The following is a 17,679-nucleotide window of genomic DNA, read 5'->3' as shown; positions in this document are numbered from 1 at the left end:
GCCTATGCTCTCTTGCGGTAACGGATGGTGTTGAACTGTGCCGTCAGCGCGTCATACATCAACAGCCGCCCGACCAGCGGTTCGCCAAAGCCGGCAATCACCTTGATCGCCTCCATGGCCTGCAGCGTGCCGATGACGCCCGTCAGCGCGCCGACGATGCCGGCCTCGGCACAAGAGGGCACGACGCCGGCCGGCGGCGGCTCGGGAAACAGATCGCGGTAGGAGGGGTTCGGTCGTCCATCGGGGCCGGCGCTGTAGGGCATAAGCACCGTCAGCGAGCCGTCGAAGCGGCCGACGGCGCCGGTCACCAGCGGAATGCCGACCGCTGCCGCCGTATCGGCGGCGAGGTAGCGGGTATCGAAATTGTCCGAGCCGTCGATCACCAGATCGTACTGCCGGAAAAGCGCCTCGGCATTGTCGGCGTTGAGCCGCAGCCTGTATTCGTCGACGCCGACATGCGGGTTGAGCGCGGCGATCGCTTCGGCGGCCCGCTCGACCTTGGCGCGGTCGATGTCTTCGGTGCGGTGGATGATCTGCCGCTGCAGGTTGGAAAGCGCGACCGCATCGTCGTCGACGATGCCGATCCGGCCGATGCCGGCGGCGGCAAGATAGACGAGCACCGGAGCGCCGAGGCCGCCGGCCCCGATCACCAGCACGCGGGCTGCCTTCAGCCGTTGTTGCCCGGCGCCGCCGATTTCCGGCAGCACGATATGACGGGCGTAGCGGGTGATCTCCGATTGGTCGAGCTTGTTCTCACCGGTCATGGCAATCCTCCTCGGTGACTTCTGCTTACCCGGTAACGCTGCCGTGCGAAACGGTCAGGAAGCGGCCGCGTTCGCCGAGCGCCTCAAACATCGATTGGTCCGTCCCGGTCATGAAGGACTGGCCACCAAGCCCATCGACGAGATCGAACAGCGCCGCGCGCCGGTTGACGTCGAGATGGGCGGCGATCTCGTCAAGGAGCAGCACTGGCGCGTGGCCGGTCATGTCGCCGACGAGGCGCGCATGCGCAAGCACCAGCCCGACGAGCAGCGCCTTCTGCTCTCCGGTCGAGCATCGCGCCGCCTCCATGTCTTTCTCCCGGTGACGCACGAGCAGGTCGCTGCGGTGCGGCCCGTCGAGCGTGCGGCCGGCTGCCGCATCGCGCGGCCGCCCGTCGCGCAGCATCGTCAGATATTGTTCTTCCAGATCATAGGCCGGACGATGGCCCTCGTCGTCGAGAAAGCCCGATAGCGCCAGGCGGGCCGACGGAAAGACGCTCTCGTCGACAGTGCGCTCGACGAGAGCCGTCAGCAGGCCAAGCATTTCCTGCCGCGCCAGCGCCATGGAGACGCCGAGGCCGGCCATTTCGCGCTCGATCGCCGTCAGCCAGGCCGGGTCCGGACGGAACTCGCCGAGCAGCCGGTTGCGGCTGCGCATCGCCCGGTCGAATTCGCTGGCGCGCCGGCCGTGTTCCGGGTCGAGCGAAAGCACCAGCCGGTCGAGGAACCGCCGCCGGTCGGCTGAAGGGCCGGTAAAGAGCCCGTCCATCGATGGCGTCAGCCAGAGAACGCGCAGGTGGTCCGTCAGTTCGTCGACGGTCGCCGCCGGGGTTCCGTTGAGCCGCAGCCGCCGCGATTGACCTTCCGTCAGCCCGGCCGTTCCGGTGCCGATCTCGACCGACCCCTCCATGCCCTCGACCTCGGCAAAGACGGAGAACCCGTCGCCGGCGCCGACGCGGGCGACGTCGGCATAGGCCGCACGCCTGAGGCCCCGTCCGGGCGAGAGGAAGGAAACGGCTTCCATTAGATTGGTCTTGCCGGCGCCGTTCTCCCCCGTCAGCACCACATGGCGCTGATCAAGCTCAAGCGACAGCCCCGCATAATTGCGGAACTCGGTGAGCTTCAGGCGATTGAGGAAGACCTTGTGTGGCATCGGCAGACCGGATTCGACGTTGGGCGCCAGCTAGGACGAAAGCGCCTTTCAAGGCAAGGCGAAATGGCCCGGGCGCACCAATCGTTCCAAATAGGCGGATTTCGGCAGGGGAAAGGCGCGGAACCCCTTTGATTCAGTGCTTTTCTTCAAGCAGCTGGTGAAATATGACAGCCGCATGACAATCCACAGATGGATACACATGTGATGCTGGCTTGGTTCCGCAAACTTCTTCCCCGTGAGGATCGCTTCTTCGACCTCTTCGCAAAACACTCGCGCACCGTCGTCGGTGCTGCCGATGCACTCGACAAGCTGCTCGCCGGTGGCGACGACATGGAGAAGCATTGCGACCGGATCGTCGCGCTCGAGGACGAAGCGGATCACATCACCGCCGAAGTGCTGCTCGCCGTACGCCGGTCGTTCATCACGCCGTTTGATCGCGGCGATATCAAGGATCTGATCCAGTCGATGGATGACGCCATCGACATGATGCACAAGACGGTCAAGACCATCCGGCTCTTTGAGCAGAAGAGTTTCGATCCCGGCATGCGCGAAATGGGAACGACGGTCGTCAACGCCGCCCACCTGATCGCCGAGGCCATTCCGCTGCTCGACCGGATCGGCGCCAACCACGACCGCCTCATCGCCATTGCCGAGCAAATCACCCGGATCGAGGGTCGCTCCGACGAACTGCATGAACAAGGCCTCAAGGATCTCTTCCGCCGCCACGGCGCCAGCAACCCGATGGCCTACATCATCGGCAGCGAGATCTATGGTGAGCTCGAAAAGGTGGTCGACCGCTTCGAGGACGTCGCCAATGAAATCAGCGGCATCGTGATCGAGAACGTCTGATGGATGCGACGCTCGCCTTTCCGTTGCTCGTCGGGCTGATCGGCATCGCGCTGTTCTTCGACTTCCTGAACGGTCTGCACGACGCCGCCAACTCGATCGCGACGATCGTCTCGACGCGGGTGCTGCGGCCGCAATACGCGGTCATGTGGGCGGCGTTTTTCAACTTCATCGCCTTCCTGTTCTTCGGCCTGCATGTGGCCGAAACGCTCGGCAAGGGCATCATCGATCCCGGCATCGTCACGCCCCTGGTGATCTTCTCGGCGCTGATCGGCGCGATCGTCTGGAACATCGTCACCTGGCTCTTCGGCATCCCGTCGAGCTCGTCGCACGCGCTGATCGGCGGCCTCGTCGGCGCCGGTCTCGCCAGCACCGGTTTCAGTTCGATCGTCTGGACTGGCCTTTTGAAGACCGTCGGCGCCATCTTCATGTCGCCGGCGATCGGCTTCTTCCTGGCGCTGCTTTTGGTGCTGATCGTCTCCTGGATCTTCGTGCGTCAGACACCGTTTGCGGTCGATCGCACCTTCCGGGTCATGCAGTTCATCTCGGCCTCAATGTACTCGCTCGGCCACGGCGGCAACGACGCGCAGAAGACCATGGGCATCATCGCCGTGCTGCTCTACTCGCAGGGCTATCTCGGTTCGGAATTCTACGTGCCCTTCTGGGTGGTGATCACCTGCCAGGCGGCGATCGCGCTCGGCACGCTGTTCGGCGGCTGGCGGATCGTGCACACGATGGGATCGAAGATCACCAAGCTCAATCCGATGCAGGGCTTCTGCGCCGAGACCGGCGGGGCGATCACGCTCTTTGCCGCCACCTGGCTCGGCATCCCGGTCTCGACCACGCACACGATCACCGGCGCGATCATCGGGGTCGGCGCGGCCCGCCGGGTCTCGGCGGTCCGCTGGGGGCTTGCCGGCAACATCGTGATTGCCTGGTTCATCACCATGCCGGCGGCGGCGGCGATTTCGGCGCTCGCCTACTTCACCATCGATCTCTTGTTCTGATCGATGCGGAAATCGCCTCCCGCCTGCTTTAAGGCGGGAGGCGACTATCATTTCGAGACCCGAGGCGCGGGGCTGTTCTGCCCGCCCTGGTGCAAGGTCAGGCTTTCGGCACGGTCACCCTTGAGCGTGAAGCTGATCTGGGCATCGATGAGCTTCGTAAAGAAGCGGTGCTCGGCCTCCGGAAGGATTTCGAGCCGATCCTGCCCGGTCGCCTGGGCAAAAAGGCTTTCACCATCCCGAAAGATCGTAAGTTCGAAATCCGGCGCCAGCCTGTAGGTGCCGATATAGGCATCATAGCGCGCCGGATCGATCGCTATGGCCGTGCGCTTGACGGTTGGCGGCGCGAGCGGCGCGTTGCGATTGAGCAGATGGCGGCCGATGTCGTCGACGCCGACGTCGGTCGACGCATTCGACAGGGCGACCACGCCGACACCCGTCGACGGACGGTAGCCGACGAAGGATCGGTAACCGCCGGTGCCGCCATTGTGCCAGATGAACTGCTCGTCGCCCTTGCCCGAGACGACCCAGCCGAGCGCCTGCTGATCGCGATCGCCGTTGCCGATCGGTTGGCGGGTCGCCAGCAACGTGGTGAAGGCGGGAGCGAGCGGCGATGCCGTCTTTCCCATGGCCGCCTCGAGGAAAAGCAGGAGATCGTCCACGGTCGAGCGGAGGGCGCCTGCGCCCTGCAGAACGTCGAGATCCCAGTCGCTGACCGGCTCCAGGGCCGCGTCGTGGCCCGTTGCCCGGCGTTCGGCCCAGTCGGGTCGCGACGTGATCGCCGTATCCTTCATGCCGAGGGGAAGGGCGATGCGGCTGACGATGAGATCTTCATAGGAGAGCCCGGACTTCAGCGCGATCGCGTGGCCGAGAAGCCCGGCGCCGAGGTTGGAGTATTCATGCTCGACGCCGGGGCGGCGCTGCGGCTTGTGGCTGGAGAGGAAGGCATAGAGCTTTTCCGCGTCATAGCCGGCATAGGGATTGCTCATGTCGGCCGGCACCAGATTGCTGGGCAGCCGCGGCAGGCCGGACATGTGCGTTGCAAGGTCGCCGAGCGTGATCGAGGTCTGCTTGTCCTCCGGCATGATCACGCGCTCGGGCAGAAGCGTGGCCACAGGTGTGCCGAGGCTGAGCGTGCCTTTCTCCATCGCATCGGCCAGCAGCAGCGCGGTAAAGACCTTGGTGATCGAGCCGATCTCGAACACCGTCTGCCCGTCGACGGCGCCCGGATCGCCTTTGGCCGGATGGCCATGCGCGATGACGCGCCGGCCATTGGCATCGATGATGCCGACGACGATACCGACCGACTGCTGCTGCTTGTCGATCCGGTCGGCCAGGATCTCCTGAATTTCTGCGTCGGTGGGCGGGGGAAGCGGACTTGCGTGAGCGTTGGTGCCAAGCGCCATAAGGACGATCCAGTTCAGAAAGCGGTTCCGCATGAGAGATAGGAATCCAGTTTTCGGTTGTCAGGGGATACGCTGACGATGCCAGCCGGTTTCGGTCAAGCGTTGGTCAAGACTTGATCGGCGATCGGCGCGATACCGTCGCCCGCAACGATTGTGCCGGCATTGCAGCAGCCGTCACGGATCCCAATAGGGCGGATCGCCGAAGGCTTCCTTGAGGTGCTGGGCGATGGCTCTGAGCTTGGTGGAGGCGCGCCGGCCCTCCGGATGCGCCATGTAGATGAACTCCGGCTCTGGACTGAGCCCGACGTCGATCTCGCGCAGTTGCCCCTGGCGCAGCGCCGGACCGGCGATGAAGGCGGGCAACAGCGCGATGCCGAGCCCGGCGACGGCGGCGTCGTGCAGCATGTCGCCATTGTTCATGCCAAGCGCCAGTCGGGCCCGCACGACCGTCGCCCCTCCGGGCCCTTCGAAGCGCCAGTCGGCAGCGCCGCGATTGGTGTAGAAGATGCCGCGATGGCCTTCGAGTTCGGCAAGCGACGCCGGCGTGCCGTGCTGATCGAGATAGTCGGGCGCGGCGACCAGCAGGCGCCTGCTTCTGGCAAGCTTCCACACGACCAGGCGCGAATCGGCGATCACCCCATGGCGCACGATCGCATCGTAGCCTTCGGAGGCGGCATCGACCCGCCGGTCGTCCAGGTCGAGCGTCAGCTCGATCTCCGGGTGTTGGGCAAGGAAGGGATAGAGCGCCGGGCCGAGATGCCGTCTGCCGAAGCTGACCGGGGCTGCGATCCGAAGCGGTCCCGTCAGCAGCCCGCGGCGTTCGGCAAGATCGTCGGCGGCGGCCTGCACTTCGCCGACGATCCGGATGGCGCGCTCGCGAAAGGCGATGCCATCCTCCGTGAGCGTCAGCTTGCGTGTGGTGCGGTGGAGAAGCGTGGCGTTGAGCCCGCGTTCCAGTTCTGCCACTCTCTCGCTGACGACGGATTTCGACAGCCGCAGGCGACGTGCCGCCTCGCTGATCGAGCCGGCTTCGGCCACGGCGACAAAGGCAGCTATTCCTTCGATCTTCATCATCGTTCGGCTTTTCCGAATTCGAGTTCCACAATTGGAAGACTAATCCGAACGAACGTTTTCCGCCATATCTGTGGGCATCGAAGGACGGCCAATCGAACCGGCCTCCTCATCAACCCAGCAAGAGGATTTCATCATGTCACGTTTGGAGAACAAGACGGCGCTCATCACCGGCGGCACCAGCGGCATCGGTCTCGAAACCGCCCGCCAGTTTATTGCCGAAGGCGCACGCGTTGCCGTCACCGGCACCAACCCGAAGAACATCGCGGAAGCTCGCGCTGTCCTTGGCGAGGCCGCGCTTATCATCGAGGCCGATGCCGGCAATGTCGCCGGTCAGGCGGCCGTTGCCGAAAAGATCCGTGCCACTTTCGGCACGCTCGACATCCTGTTCGTCAATGCCGGCATCGCCAAGCTGCAGCCGGTCGAAGCGTGGGACGAGGCAAGCTTCGACCGCTCGGTCGCCATCAACGTCAAGGGCCCGTATTTCCTGATCCAGGCGCTGCTGCCGATATTCTCGAAGCGCGCTTCGGTCGTGCTCAACACGTCGATCAACGCCCATATCGGCATGCCGACCTCCAGCGTCTATGCGCTGACCAAGGCGGGGCTGCTGTCGCTCGCCCGCACGCTTTCGGGTGAACTCATCGGTCGCGGCATCCGCGTCAATGCCGTCAGCCCCGGCCCGATCCGCACGCCGCTCCATGACGGCCACGCCCCGACGCCCGAAGAGAACAAGCAGGTGGTCGATGCGATCGCGGCGCAGATCCCGCTCGGCCGCTTTGGCGACGCGAGCGAGATTGCCAAGGCGGTGGTCTTCCTCGCCTCCGACGAAGCCACCTTCACCGTCGGCGCCGAACTGATCGTCGATGGCGGCATGGCGACGCTCTAGGACGGGCGTCGACCCAAAGCGCAAATGCCTGATCATCCAAGAGCCGCGGGTCCAGCCGATCCGCGGCGCTGTCGTGTTCCCGCCTCTGGCATTGCCCGCCGTTGGCATCGGCTACGGAGAAGAGTATATTTTCCAACTCTAATAAAAGGCATCCGTTTGCGCGAATACGCGAGACGAACACCGATCAGATCCCAGGAGGAGACGATGACGAGTGTCAGATGGATGATGAAGGGGCGTGAGTTCATTCATTGCAATTGCGCCTATGGCTGCCCCTGCCAGTTCAATGCCCTGCCGACCCAAGGCCATTGCAGCGCCGTTGGCGCCTTCGAGATCGAGGAAGGTTATCACGGCGATACGCGGCTCGATGGGCTTCGCGGCGGCCTGATCGCCGCTTGGCCTGGCGCGATCCACGAGGGCAGGGGGCAGGTGGTACCGATCGTCGATATCCGCGCATCGGACGAGCAGCGCGGCGCGCTGCTGCGCATCATGAGCGGCGAGGATACGGAGCCCGGCGCAACCTTTTTCCAGGTCTTCGCGACCACCTTCGAGACCATGCACGATCCGGTCTTTGCCGACATCGATTTCGAGGTTGATATCGGCGCCCGAACGGCGCGGCTGGAGGTGCCGGGCTGGCTGGTCGCGCGCGGTGAGCCGATCCTCAATCCGGTGACCGGCATGGCTCACCAGGCACGCATCAATCTGCCTCACGGTTTCGAATACGATCTTTGCGAGGTCGGACGCGGATGGGCCGATACGAAAGGGCCGCTGACCTTGGCGCTTGCGGATTCGCATGCCCATTTCGCCCGGATGCATTTGACCGAAAGCGGCGTGATCCACTGACGCCGATGGGAGACACGGCCCTCGAAACCCTGCTCAGGCGTGACCGCGTCGTCGTCGTGGCGGCGTTGGTTACCCTGACGGTGATCAGTTGGCTCTACGTCCTGTGGCTGGCGTCGGCCATGGACATGGCTGCTCCCCCGGTTCCCTCCGGCAGCATGGATATGGGCTCCGGCATGGACATGGATATGCCCATGGACATGCCCACGGAGATGCCAATGACCATGGGCGCGCAGGAGGGCTCGATGGCATCGATGGTGGGCACGGTTGCCGCTCCCTGGACCGTCACGACCTTCGCCTATGCCTTCGTCATGTGGGCCGTGATGATGGTCGGCATGATGGTGCCGTCGGCGACGCCGATGATCCTGCTCTACGCCCGCGTCGGCCGCCAGGCGGCACAACAAGGCAAGCCCTTCGCCGCCACCGGTTTCTTTGCCGTCGGCTACCTGTCGGCGTGGCTCCTGTTCGCGCTCGTCGCCGTTCTCGGGCAATGGCTGCTTGATCGCGCCCTGTTGCTCACACCGGCGCTTGCAAGCGCCAGTGGGCTTCTCAGCGGCATCGTGCTGGTCGCTGTCGGCCTGTTCCAGTTCACGCCGCTCAAGGATCGCTGTCTCAGCCAATGCCAGGCGCCGCTGCTTTTCATCCAGAACCACGGCGGCTTTCGTCGCGAAGCGGGCGGCGCCTTTGGCCTCGGTGTGAGGCACGGGCTCTATTGCGTCGGCTGCTGCTGGGCGCTGATGGCGCTGCTGTTCGTCGGCGGGGTGATGAACGTGTTGTGGATCGCTGCCATCGCCATCTTCGTTCTGGCGGAGAAGGTCGTGCCCGGCGGCAGGGTCCTGTCCCGTATCGCCGGGGTAGCGCTCGTTTTGGCCGGGCTGTGGCAGCTCGTGGCCTTGCTCTGAAACAGAAGCGCCGCGCAACCGTTTCCGGCGCGCGGCGCTCTAGAAGCCGTCGGGCTTGAAGCCTTAGTCGCTCAGCGTATCGAAGAAATCCTTCATCCGGGCAAAGAAGCCGGTCGATTCCGGATTGTTGTCCTTGGACGAGATCTGCTCGAATTCCTGCAGCAGTTCGCGCTGGCGCTTGGTCAGCTTCTGCGGCGTTTCGATCTGGATCTGGATGTAGAGGTCGCCCGATTGCGCCGAACGCAGCACCGGCATGCCCTTGCCCTTCAAGCGGAACTGCTTGCCGGCCTGGGTGCCCTCGGGAACGGTGACGCGCGACTTGGTGCCGTCGAGCGTGGTGACGTCGAACTTGCCGCCAAGGGCAGCCGTCGTCATCGAGATCGGCACGCTGCAATAGAGATCGGCGCCGTCGCGCTGGTAGAACTCATGCGGCCTGACCGAGAGGAAGATGTAGAGGTCGCCCGCCGGTCCGCCGCGAAGCCCGGCTTCGCCTTCGCCCGAGAGGCGGATGCGGGTGCCGTCCTCGATGCCGGCCGGAATGTTGACAGAGAGCGTACGCTCTTCAGTGACGCGGCCCTGGCCGTGGCACTTGCCGCAGGGATCCGTAATCGTCTGGCCGCGGCCGCCGCAAGTGGGGCAGGTGCGTTCGATCGAGAAGAAGCCTTGAGCGGCGCGCACGCGGCCCGAGCCATGGCAGGTGCCGCAGGTCTTGGGGCTGGTGCCGGGCTTGGCGCCGGAGCCGGTGCAGACGTCGCAGGTGATCGAGGTCGGAACGCGGATCTGCGCCGTCTTGCCGCCGAAGGCTTCCTCGAGCGAAATCTCCATGTTGTAGCGAAGATCGGCGCCGCGCTCGCGACCGCCCGATGAGCGCCGCTGGCGCCCGCCGCCCATCATCTCGCCGAAGATGTCTTCGAAAATGTCGGAGAAGCCGCCGGCGGCGCCACCGCCGCCGAAGCCGCCACCCATTCCGCCCTGCTCGAAGGCTGCGTGACCGTAACGGTCATAGGCCGCGCGCTTCTGCGGGTCCTTGAGCATCTCGTAGGCTTCGTTGATTTCCTTGAAGGTCTTCTCCGCTGCCGCGTCGCCGGGGTTCTTGTCCGGATGATACTTCATCGCGAGCTTGCGGAAGGCGCTCTTCAGCTCCTTTTCGTCGGCGTTCTTGGCAACACCAAGCGTTTCGTAGAGATCACGTTTCATTCGTAGAAGATTATCCTGTTGGCAAGCCAGCGCGATGGCTCGGCGGCTGCCCGTTTACCTTGCCACCGATTTAGTAAACCTTGAAGCGCGATACCATAGCCCGAACGGCGGTAGATACGGTTTTTTGTCGGAAAAGCTACGTTTGCGGCAAGTCATGGTGCCGATCGCCGATATTGCGCGCCGCGACGGACGACACCGGCAACAAAAAAGCCCGGGCGAACCCGGGCTTCTTCGTCTGTTTGAAGGGTGACTTAGGCCGAACGCTTGCGGTCGTCTTCGTCGTTGACTTCTTCGTAGTCGGCATCGACGACATCGCCGTCACGGGCAGCGTCGGCGGCGGCATCCGCATGGGCGGCTTCCGTCTGCTGCGCTTCGTAGATCGCCTGGCCGAGCTTCATGGAAACTTCCATGAGCGTGTTGGTCTTGGCTTTGATGTCTTCGGCGTCCGGCTCGGAAGCTTCGACGGCGGTCTTCAGCGCGGCAATCGCGTCGGAGATCGCGTTGCGGTCGGTTTCCGAAACCTTGTCGCCGTAATCCTTCAGCGACTTCTCGCTGGAATGGATCAGGCTTTCGGCCTGGTTCTTGGCTTCGACGCCTTCGCGACGCTTCTTGTCGACTTCAGCATTGGCTTCGGCGTCCTTGACCATCTTTTCGATGTCGGCGTCGGAGAGGCCGCCAGATGCCTGGATGCGGATCTGGTGTTCCTTGCCGGTGCCCTTGTCCTTGGCCGAAACCTGCACGATGCCGTTGGCGTCGATGTCGAAGGTCACTTCGATCTGCGGCATGCCGCGCGGTGCCGGCGGAATGCCGACGAGGTCGAACTGGCCGAGCAGCTTGTTGTCTGCAGCCATTTCACGCTCGCCCTGGGAGACGCGGATCGTCACGGCCGACTGGTTGTCGTCGGCGGTCGAGAAGGTCTGCGACTTCTTGGTCGGGATCGTCGTGTTGCGTTCGATCAGGCGGGTGAAGACGCCACCGAGCGTTTCGATGCCGAGCGACAGCGGGGTGACGTCGAGCAGGAGAACGTCCTTGACGTCGCCCTGCAGAACGCCGGCCTGGATCGCGGCGCCCATGGCGACCACTTCATCCGGGTTCACGCCCTTGTGCGGCTCCTTGCCGAACAGCTGCTTCACGGTTTCCTGAACCTTCGGCATGCGGCTCATGCCGCCGACGAGAACGACTTCGTCGATCTCGGCAGCCGAGACGCCGGCATCCTTGAGGGCTGCCTTGCACGGCGCGACGGTGCGCTGGATCAGGTCGTCGACAAGCGCTTCGAACTTGGCGCGGGTCAGCTTCATCGTCAGGTGCTTCGGACCGGAAGCGTCAGCCGTGATGAACGGCAGGTTGATTTCGGTCTGCTGCGACGAGGACAGCTCGATCTTGGCCTTTTCGGCGGCTTCCTTCAGGCGCTGAAGAGCGAGCTTGTCGTTCTTCAGGTCGATGCCCTGTTCCTTCTTGAACTCGCCGGCGAGGTACTGGACGAGACGCATATCGAAGTCTTCGCCACCCAGGAAAGTGTCGCCGTTGGTCGACTTCACTTCGAAGACGCCGTCGCCGATTTCGAGAACCGAGATATCGAAGGTACCACCACCCAAGTCGTAGACGGCGATCGTCTTGCCGTCCTTCTTGTCGAGGCCGTAGGCGAGCGCTGCCGCGGTCGGCTCGTTGATGATGCGCAGAACTTCGAGACCGGCGATCTTGCCGGCATCCTTGGTTGCCTGGCGCTGAGCGTCGTTGAAGTAGGCCGGTACGGTGATGACGGCCTTCTCGACCTTTTCACCGAGGTAGGATTCGGCCGTTTCCTTCATCTTCTGAAGGATCATGGCGGAGATCTGCGACGGGGAGTAATCCGTGCCGTGCGCTTCGACCCAGGCGTCGCCATTGTCGGCCTTGGTAATCTTGTAAGGAACCATGTCCTTGTCTTTTTGCGTGGTCGGATCCTGGAAGGTCCGGCCGATCAGGCGCTTGATCGCAAAAAGCGTGTTTTCCGGATTGGTGACAGCCTGGCGCTTTGCCGGCTGGCCAACGAGACGTTCGCCGTCTTCGCTGAAGGCCACCATCGAGGGGGTCGTGCGCGCACCCTCGGCATTTTCGATCACCTTCGCGTCTTTACCGTCCATGACGGCGACGCAGGAGTTGGTCGTTCCCAGGTCAATACCGATAACTTTAGCCATGTCGTTCTCTCCTTGCAGCGGACTGTCGGAACCCGGTCAGGCATTCGTGAGACAGCCCCTAACGGGATGGTCTTTGGATTTCTTCGCAGCTTAGACTGCGCCGATGCGGCGTATATAAGGACCGGCGTTTCGGACTGCAAGGCATTCTGCGGGGCGTTTGGGGGCAAAAGCAAGCCCGGTATTTATCAGGCCCGAAATGGCTCACGCGCCGGAGCCTGCCCGCGGGCCGGATCCCCTGTAAAATCGCGGTTCCGGCGGGCTCAGCCTCCGGTCAGAATATCGAAAAGCGTGGTGCGGCGCGTGGCCCCGGTCGTCTGGCCGACATCGGCCGGCGGCACCATGCCGTCGTTGCCCTGGTCCGCCGTCTGGCCGCCCCACGGGGCGCCGCCCTGGTCGACCGGACGCTGCCCGACTGCGACACCGCCATCGACGCCGACGGGTGCGTCCGGAAAGGCTTCCGGATCGCCGGACATCAGGTCGCCGGACGGCGGCGCGGTGCCGTCGTCGAAGACCGGCTGCACGCCGGTCGTGCCGAACAGCGGCGACGGCGAAAGCCCTTCGTGGGCCGCCATCATGAAATCGTGCCAGGCCTTGGCCGGCAGGCCGCCGCCGGTCACCTTCTTCATCGACTTGCCGTCGTCGTTGCCGAACCAGACGCCGGTCGTGAGATTCGAGGTGTATCCGACGAACAGCGCGTCGCGGAAGGATTGCGTGGTGCCGGTCTTGCCGGCCGCTTCCCAGCCTTTCAGCTGCGCCTTCTTGCCGGTGCCCTTGGTCAGCACTCGCAGGAGCATCTGGTTCATTTCGCTGACGATCGCTGGATCGAGCACGCGCGGCGGGTTGTCGTAGGTGTTTTCGTAAAGCACCGTGCCGTCCGCCTTGGAAATGCGGCGTATCACGTGTGGCGTTGCCTTGAAGCCGCCATTCATGAAGGGGGCATAGGCGGACGTCAGTTCGACGAGGCTCACTTCCGAGGTACCGAGCGCGATCGAGGCGTTCGCCTGCATCTCGGAATCGATGCCGAGGCGGTGCGCGACCTTGACGACGTTCGAGGGGCCGACCTCCATGACGAGCTGCGCGGCAATCGTGTTCAGCGAATTGGCGAGCGCATCGGCCAGCGTCACCTCGCCGCGGTATTTCTGGTCGTAATTCTCGGGCGTCCAGTTGCCGATCCGGACCGGGCCGTCGTTGCGGATCGACATCGGCGTGCGACCGATCTCCATGGCCGCGGCATAGACGAAGGGCTTGAAGGCCGAGCCGGGCTGGCGCTTGGCCTTGGAGGCGCGGTCGAACTGGCTCTCGGCATAGTCCTTGCCGCCGACGAGCGCCCGGATGGCGCCGGTGCCGTCGACCGAGACGAGGGCGGCCTGCGAGGCGTCGAGCTTCTTGCCGTCGGCGTCCAGCGTCGCGGCGATCACTTCCTCGGCCTTCTTCTCGAGGTTGAGGTCGATCGTCGTGTCGATGACCAGATCTTCCTTGATCTCGCCGATCATGCCGGGAAGCTGGTCCATCACCATGTCGGCGACATAGTGCTCGGCGCCCGACCAATAGCTCTTGGCCTTGGTCGGGGTCTGCGACATCGCCGTCTTGATTTCGCTGTCGGTGACGTAGCCTTCCTCGCGCATGGCGCCGAGAACGACCTGGGCGCGCTCTTCCGCCGCCTTCGGGTCGCGCGCCGGCGACAGGCGGGACGGTGCTTTCAAAAGGCCGGCGAGCAGGGCCGCCTCGCCGAGGTTCACGTCGCGCGCCGACTTGTTGAAGTAGCGCCGCGAGGCCGCTTCGACCCCATAGGCGTTGGAGCCGAAGAACACCCGATTGAGATACATCGCCAGGATCTGGTCCTTGGAATATTTCTGCTCGAGCCAGAAGGCGAGCAGCACTTCCTGCACCTTGCGCTCCAGCGTGCGCTCCGGCGAGAGAAACAGGTTCTTGGCAAGCTGCTGCGTCAGCGTCGAACCGCCCTGGACCATGCGGCCGGTGGTGAGGTTCGTCAGCATGGCGCGGGCAAGACCCAGGGGATCGATGCCGAAATGCGAATAGAAGCGGCGGTCCTCGATGGCGATGACGGCCTGCGGAATATAGGGCGACATGTTTTCCAGCGACAGCGCTTCGCCGCCGGTGGTGCCGCGATTGGCGATGATGTCGCCGCTGACGGCAAGGATCTTGACGTTCGGCGGGCGCTCCGGGATCGACCAGCTTTCGGCGCTCGGCATGCGCGCGCCGTAGTAGAGCACCAGGCCGCCGACGCCCATGGCGCCCCAGATGCCGAGCACGATGCACCAGTAGAACAGCGTGCGAACAAGGCCGATAAGACCACCGCCACCGGAGCCACGACGACCGCCGCCGCGCTTGCTTGCTGGCTTCTTCTTGCCGCGGCCTCTGTTGCTGCTGCCGGAAGGTTTGCTGCGGGGCGCCTTGCGGCTGGTGGTCACGCGGTCGCTGGCCTCGACGCGAAAATCGTCGTCGTCATCGTCCTCGTTTCCGCCGAACGATGGCTCGATCCGCTGTCCTGACCTGCCGCTTGCTGCCATGCCGTTTGATCTACCCCTCACCGCCCAGCGGTGGCCCTTGGCGCTATCGTTGCGGCCAATCGATTTCGACGGCGGTAACGGCGTCCCACGCCCATCCGCCACGGCGACCGGGTGAACTTTAAATGCGGCAATTTAAGGGGTGGTTAAGAAAGTCGTTGTGAAAAAGCCTGACGGTTCAAAACCTTGACGGCGGGCTCGCATACGCCCCAAGTCCCGCCTGTGCGCTTCGGTTCCTACTGGATGGAGGTCCGCAACGGTGTCGCTTCGACCGATGCCGTGGGGCTCACCGGATAGGGATCGGTGAAATCGTAGAGCCATTGGCTGAAGGGCAGGCGCAGCAGAACCCGCTTGCCCAGATGGTTCACGGCCACCTCCTCGCAGTCGGCCGCCGGGTAGGCCTGACGTCCGCACATGCCGAGCGGGCTGTCGACCAGGCGGAAGCCATGCCCCTGATAGACGAGCGCCGTCATTGACCTCAGCTTCAGGGAGCCGGGCGGCAGCACGACGAGACGGAGGCTGGCAAGCCAGGTCGCGAGGATTAGCACAACGATGAGCGCGGTCGGAATCTGGAGCAGCAATTTCATCTGGGCACCTGCAATTATTGAGTGAAAATTTCTTATCAGCTTACGTATAGTCGCATATCGAAAAAGCTGAATAAAAGGAAACGTCCATCAGTGGTTGTGGTTTCCATGAAGTTACCGTGGCTCGCAGACCATTCGGAGCGCCGCCTTGAGGCTGGACATCAGGAAAGATGCCTCTCGACCTGCCTTCTCTTCACGATTTTGTGCAGTGCAAAAATGATGTCTTGAAATTGTTGCGACGCATAACTATTATACGACTTATCGAAGCGCTGCACCTCCTCCCGCGGCGCCCGATGCGGATCGGCGGCACTCCTCCTCCCAGCTGTCGATCAAGTTCGAGAGCCCCGTGTACCTCCTCCCACACGGGGCTCTTTTCATTTGCGCGTACGCCCGTGGCTTTTTGCTCATCGGTATCAGGACGCCCACCGCCTCCCATATCTCCTGAAGTCATACGGATCGCCGGCGCCGCACCGGACGATGGCCTATGCCGTTATCGATCTTCTCGCGAATCCTGCTATGGCTTCGCCTCATTGTTGTGTTCGGCTGCCGCCACGACAAAGGAGGACTGCCATGAAGCTTCGATCCACCGTCTTCGCCCTCGGCGCCTTTGCAGCCCTGAACGGCGAGGCTCTGGCGCAGGACAGCGTCGCCTATGTCGATGACCGGTCCGATGGGGCAGCGCTCGTGCGCTCGCTCTACAATGCCGTCAACCGCAAGGAATATGCCCGCGCCTATGGCTATTTCGGCGAATCGAAGCCTGTCGGCGGCTTCAAGGCCTTCACCCGCGGCTATGAGCGCACGGTGTCTGTCGAGATCAAGGTCGGCAAGGTGAAGACGGAGGCCGGGGCGGGCAGCATCTATTCCGCCGTTCCCATCGCGGTGAAATCGATCGAGAAGCGGGGGCGGGTGCGGTTTTTCGCCGGCTGCTACGTCACCCGCATCATCAATCCGTCGCTGCAGGTGCCGCCGTTCACGCCCTACCAGATCGAAGCGGCGCGCCTGCACGAGGTGAAGGGGCCGCTCGAACAGGCGCTGCCGACGGTCTGCAACGCGCCCTGATAATGGACGTGCCCCTCGCCTAGGGGAGGTCGCTTCCCTTCGGCTGGTGGCGCTCCGCCACGAACCGCGCCCGCTCGAACACCAGGATCACCACCAGCGCCAGGATGAAGGGGATGATCAGGTAGAGCAGCCGGAAGATCGCAAGCGCCGCAAGCACGGCGGCCGGATCCATTTCCGGCAAGGCGGCGATGAAGATCAGTTCCAGCACGCCGAGCCCGCCCGGCGCATGCGAAAGCAGGGCCGCCGAGAACGAGGCGAGGAAGATACCGAGAATGACGATGTAACCCGGATTGCCGGCTTCCGGCAGGGCGAAATAGATGATCCCGGCGGCGCCGATCAGCTCCACCGGCGCGACCACCAGCTGCCGGAACACGATCTTCGGCTTGGGGTAGTGCAGCTGGAACCAGCGGGTGCGGAACGACGGCAGCCCGACGAGGCTGCCGATGACGTAGAGCCCGATGACGATGAGGATCAGCACGCCCGTGGTCAGCGACATTTCCACCGGCAGGAACTCGGCAAAACGTTCGATGATGTCGGGACGCATCAACAGCACGACGGCCGATAGAACCAAGGTGCCGAGCGTGAAGGTGAAGGAGCAGAAGGCGACCAGCACGCCGACTTCGCCCGGGGAAAGTCCCTTGGAGCGATAGGCGCGGTAACGCACGACCGCGCCAGAGAACACCGAGGCGCCGAGATTGTGCGACAGCGCGTAGGTCGTGAACGAGCAGAGCGTGATGAACCAGAGCGAGATGCGGTGGCCGAGGTGGTCGAGTGCCAGCCGGTCATAGGCCGCCAGCGCCGCATAGGCGAGCAGCGTCGAGCCGATCGCCAGGAGCCAGCTTTTCAGCGAAATCGCATTGAAGCTTGCGAGAAACTCGTCGAACGACAGGCCGCGCAGCTCATGGTAGAGCGCGTTGACCGAAAACAGGATCGCGAGAAGGCCGACGACGGGCCAGAAATAGGTCTGCAGCCGCTTCATGCCGGTGCCGCGATCGGTGCGAGGGCGTGGCAGGGGTGTTTCAAGGACACTTCCATTGCAGCGGCCGGAGGGATTCTCCGAGCGGAGACGATTTTTTTTCTGAGCCGCTTTGTCATAGCATCACGCCCGCAGCGCGACGCTTCGGTCCTTACCCTTGCCAACGATCCGATTTCCCTTTGTGATTTGTTTCACAAAAAGGAAGCACCTGAGACCCCGGAGGTCAAGGATTGACGGCCTGCCGACAGCGGAGAAACCGCCGGGAAACAGTGAAGGGGAAACGGTAAAGCGCGGA

Annotated in this window: 15 protein-coding genes; 6 read left to right on the top strand and 9 right to left on the bottom strand. The window is 63.7% G+C overall.

The features are described from left to right. Nucleotides 1–2: 2 nt before the first annotated feature. Nucleotides 3–764, bottom strand: coding sequence for a molybdopterin-synthase adenylyltransferase MoeB (locus ACIQUG_RS20315; protein WP_402323694.1), 762 nt, complete (start codon nucleotides 762–764; stop codon nucleotides 3–5). 25 nt (nucleotides 765–789) lie between these two features. Continuing rightward, entirely contained in the window at nucleotides 790–1,914 is a 1,125-nt protein-coding gene (recF, locus tag ACIQUG_RS20310) for a DNA replication/repair protein RecF (protein WP_402323693.1), read from the bottom strand. 204 nt (nucleotides 1,915–2,118) lie between these two features. Between recF and ACIQUG_RS20305 the strand changes: the two genes are divergently transcribed. Both ACIQUG_RS20305 and ACIQUG_RS20300 read left to right on the top strand, forming a co-directional pair. Beyond that, nucleotides 2,119–2,763: a DUF47 domain-containing protein gene (locus ACIQUG_RS20305; protein ID WP_402323692.1), complete on the top strand. Its 645-nt coding sequence runs from the start codon at nucleotides 2,119–2,121 to the stop codon at nucleotides 2,761–2,763. Next, nucleotides 2,763–3,767 carry an inorganic phosphate transporter gene (locus ACIQUG_RS20300; protein WP_043622704.1) on the top strand — a complete coding sequence of 335 codons (1,005 nt, stop codon included), beginning with the start codon at nucleotides 2,763–2,765 and terminating at the stop codon, nucleotides 3,765–3,767. Before ACIQUG_RS20305 ends, ACIQUG_RS20300 begins: the two co-directional genes overlap by 1 nt. 47 nt (nucleotides 3,768–3,814) lie before the next feature. Here ACIQUG_RS20300 and ACIQUG_RS20295 read toward each other — a convergent pair whose 3' ends face one another. Both ACIQUG_RS20295 and ACIQUG_RS20290 read right to left on the bottom strand, forming a co-directional pair. After that, a complete protein-coding gene (locus ACIQUG_RS20295) occupies nucleotides 3,815–5,203 on the bottom strand; it encodes a serine hydrolase (protein ID WP_402323691.1) in 1,389 nt (462 codons plus the stop codon). A gap of 141 nt (nucleotides 5,204–5,344) precedes the next feature. Continuing rightward, nucleotides 5,345–6,244: a LysR substrate-binding domain-containing protein gene (locus tag ACIQUG_RS20290; protein WP_402323690.1), complete on the bottom strand. Its 900-nt coding sequence runs from the start codon at nucleotides 6,242–6,244 to the stop codon at nucleotides 5,345–5,347. Between the two features lie 133 nt (nucleotides 6,245–6,377). Here ACIQUG_RS20290 and ACIQUG_RS20285 point away from each other — a divergent pair, with 133 nt between their 5' ends. The 3 genes from ACIQUG_RS20285 (at nucleotide 6,378) to ACIQUG_RS20275 (ending at nucleotide 8,866) form a co-directional block, all read left to right on the top strand. After that, a complete protein-coding gene (locus ACIQUG_RS20285) occupies nucleotides 6,378–7,127 on the top strand; it encodes an SDR family oxidoreductase (protein WP_402323689.1) in 750 nt (249 codons plus the stop codon). A gap of 204 nt (nucleotides 7,128–7,331) precedes the next feature. Further along, a complete protein-coding gene (locus ACIQUG_RS20280; protein ID WP_402323688.1) occupies nucleotides 7,332–7,967 on the top strand; it encodes a DUF1326 domain-containing protein in 636 nt (211 codons plus the stop codon). Between the two features lie 5 nt (nucleotides 7,968–7,972). Further along, nucleotides 7,973–8,866, top strand: coding sequence for a DUF2182 domain-containing protein (locus ACIQUG_RS20275; protein WP_402323687.1), 894 nt, complete (start codon nucleotides 7,973–7,975; stop codon nucleotides 8,864–8,866). A 63-nt stretch (nucleotides 8,867–8,929) separates the two neighbouring features. On the opposite strand, the gene dnaJ is transcribed toward ACIQUG_RS20275, so the two are convergent. The 4 genes from dnaJ to ACIQUG_RS20255 form a co-directional block, all read right to left on the bottom strand. Next, nucleotides 8,930–10,063, bottom strand: a complete 1,134-nt coding sequence (dnaJ, locus tag ACIQUG_RS20270) for a molecular chaperone DnaJ (protein ID WP_043622691.1) — start codon at nucleotides 10,061–10,063, stop codon at nucleotides 8,930–8,932. A gap of 251 nt (nucleotides 10,064–10,314) precedes the next feature. After that, the gene (gene dnaK / locus ACIQUG_RS20265; protein WP_043622688.1) at nucleotides 10,315–12,237 is read right to left on the bottom strand and encodes a molecular chaperone DnaK; all 1,923 of its coding nucleotides are present in this window, start codon (nucleotides 12,235–12,237) and stop codon (nucleotides 10,315–10,317) included. A 260-nt stretch (nucleotides 12,238–12,497) separates the two neighbouring features. After that, nucleotides 12,498–14,768: a transglycosylase domain-containing protein gene (locus ACIQUG_RS20260; RefSeq protein ID WP_402323686.1), complete on the bottom strand. Its 2,271-nt coding sequence runs from the start codon at nucleotides 14,766–14,768 to the stop codon at nucleotides 12,498–12,500. A 233-nt stretch (nucleotides 14,769–15,001) separates the two neighbouring features. After that, entirely contained in the window at nucleotides 15,002–15,352 is a 351-nt protein-coding gene (locus ACIQUG_RS20255) for a hypothetical protein (protein ID WP_043622682.1), read from the bottom strand. A gap of 567 nt (nucleotides 15,353–15,919) precedes the next feature. On the opposite strand from ACIQUG_RS20255, the gene ACIQUG_RS20250 reads away from it, so the two are divergent. Next, nucleotides 15,920–16,408: a hypothetical protein gene (locus ACIQUG_RS20250; RefSeq protein ID WP_402323685.1), complete on the top strand. Its 489-nt coding sequence runs from the start codon at nucleotides 15,920–15,922 to the stop codon at nucleotides 16,406–16,408. Between the two features lie 19 nt (nucleotides 16,409–16,427). Here ACIQUG_RS20250 and ACIQUG_RS20245 read toward each other — a convergent pair whose 3' ends face one another. Then, the gene (locus ACIQUG_RS20245) at nucleotides 16,428–17,387 is read right to left on the bottom strand and encodes a YbhN family protein (protein ID WP_043622677.1); all 960 of its coding nucleotides are present in this window, start codon (nucleotides 17,385–17,387) and stop codon (nucleotides 16,428–16,430) included. Nucleotides 17,388–17,679: the final 292 nt, after the last annotated feature.

It is taken from the genome of Ensifer sp. NPDC090286 (genome assembly GCF_044769565.1).
Lineage (GTDB): Bacteria > Pseudomonadota > Alphaproteobacteria > Rhizobiales > Rhizobiaceae > Ensifer.
Note: the sequence above shows the minus strand (reverse complement) of the source record. Positions and strands in the feature narration are given on the sequence as shown.

Coding starts and splice junctions, on each gene's coding strand:
- recF (WP_402323693.1), bottom strand. CDS start 1,914: ATGCCACACAAGGTCTTCCTCAATCGCCTGAAGCTCACCGAGTTCCGC.
- ACIQUG_RS20280 (WP_402323688.1), top strand. CDS start 7,332: ATGACGAGTGTCAGATGGATGATGAAGGGGCGTGAGTTCATTCATTGC.
- ACIQUG_RS20245 (WP_043622677.1), bottom strand. CDS start 17,387: ATGAAGCGGCTGCAGACCTATTTCTGGCCCGTCGTCGGCCTTCTCGCG.
- ACIQUG_RS20255 (WP_043622682.1), bottom strand. CDS start 15,352: ATGAAATTGCTGCTCCAGATTCCGACCGCGCTCATCGTTGTGCTAATC.
- ACIQUG_RS20295 (WP_402323691.1), bottom strand. CDS start 5,203: ATGCGGAACCGCTTTCTGAACTGGATCGTCCTTATGGCGCTTGGCACC.
- ACIQUG_RS20315 (WP_402323694.1), bottom strand. CDS start 764: ATGACCGGTGAGAACAAGCTCGACCAATCGGAGATCACCCGCTACGCC.
- ACIQUG_RS20305 (WP_402323692.1), top strand. CDS start 2,119: ATGCTGGCTTGGTTCCGCAAACTTCTTCCCCGTGAGGATCGCTTCTTC.
- ACIQUG_RS20290 (WP_402323690.1), bottom strand. CDS start 6,244: ATGATGAAGATCGAAGGAATAGCTGCCTTTGTCGCCGTGGCCGAAGCC.
- ACIQUG_RS20275 (WP_402323687.1), top strand. CDS start 7,973: ATGGGAGACACGGCCCTCGAAACCCTGCTCAGGCGTGACCGCGTCGTC.
- ACIQUG_RS20300 (WP_043622704.1), top strand. CDS start 2,763: ATGGATGCGACGCTCGCCTTTCCGTTGCTCGTCGGGCTGATCGGCATC.
- dnaK (WP_043622688.1), bottom strand. CDS start 12,237: ATGGCTAAAGTTATCGGTATTGACCTGGGAACGACCAACTCCTGCGTC.
- dnaJ (WP_043622691.1), bottom strand. CDS start 10,063: ATGAAACGTGATCTCTACGAAACGCTTGGTGTTGCCAAGAACGCCGAC.
- ACIQUG_RS20250 (WP_402323685.1), top strand. CDS start 15,920: ATGAAGCTTCGATCCACCGTCTTCGCCCTCGGCGCCTTTGCAGCCCTG.
- ACIQUG_RS20260 (WP_402323686.1), bottom strand. CDS start 14,768: ATGGCAGCAAGCGGCAGGTCAGGACAGCGGATCGAGCCATCGTTCGGC.
- ACIQUG_RS20285 (WP_402323689.1), top strand. CDS start 6,378: ATGTCACGTTTGGAGAACAAGACGGCGCTCATCACCGGCGGCACCAGC.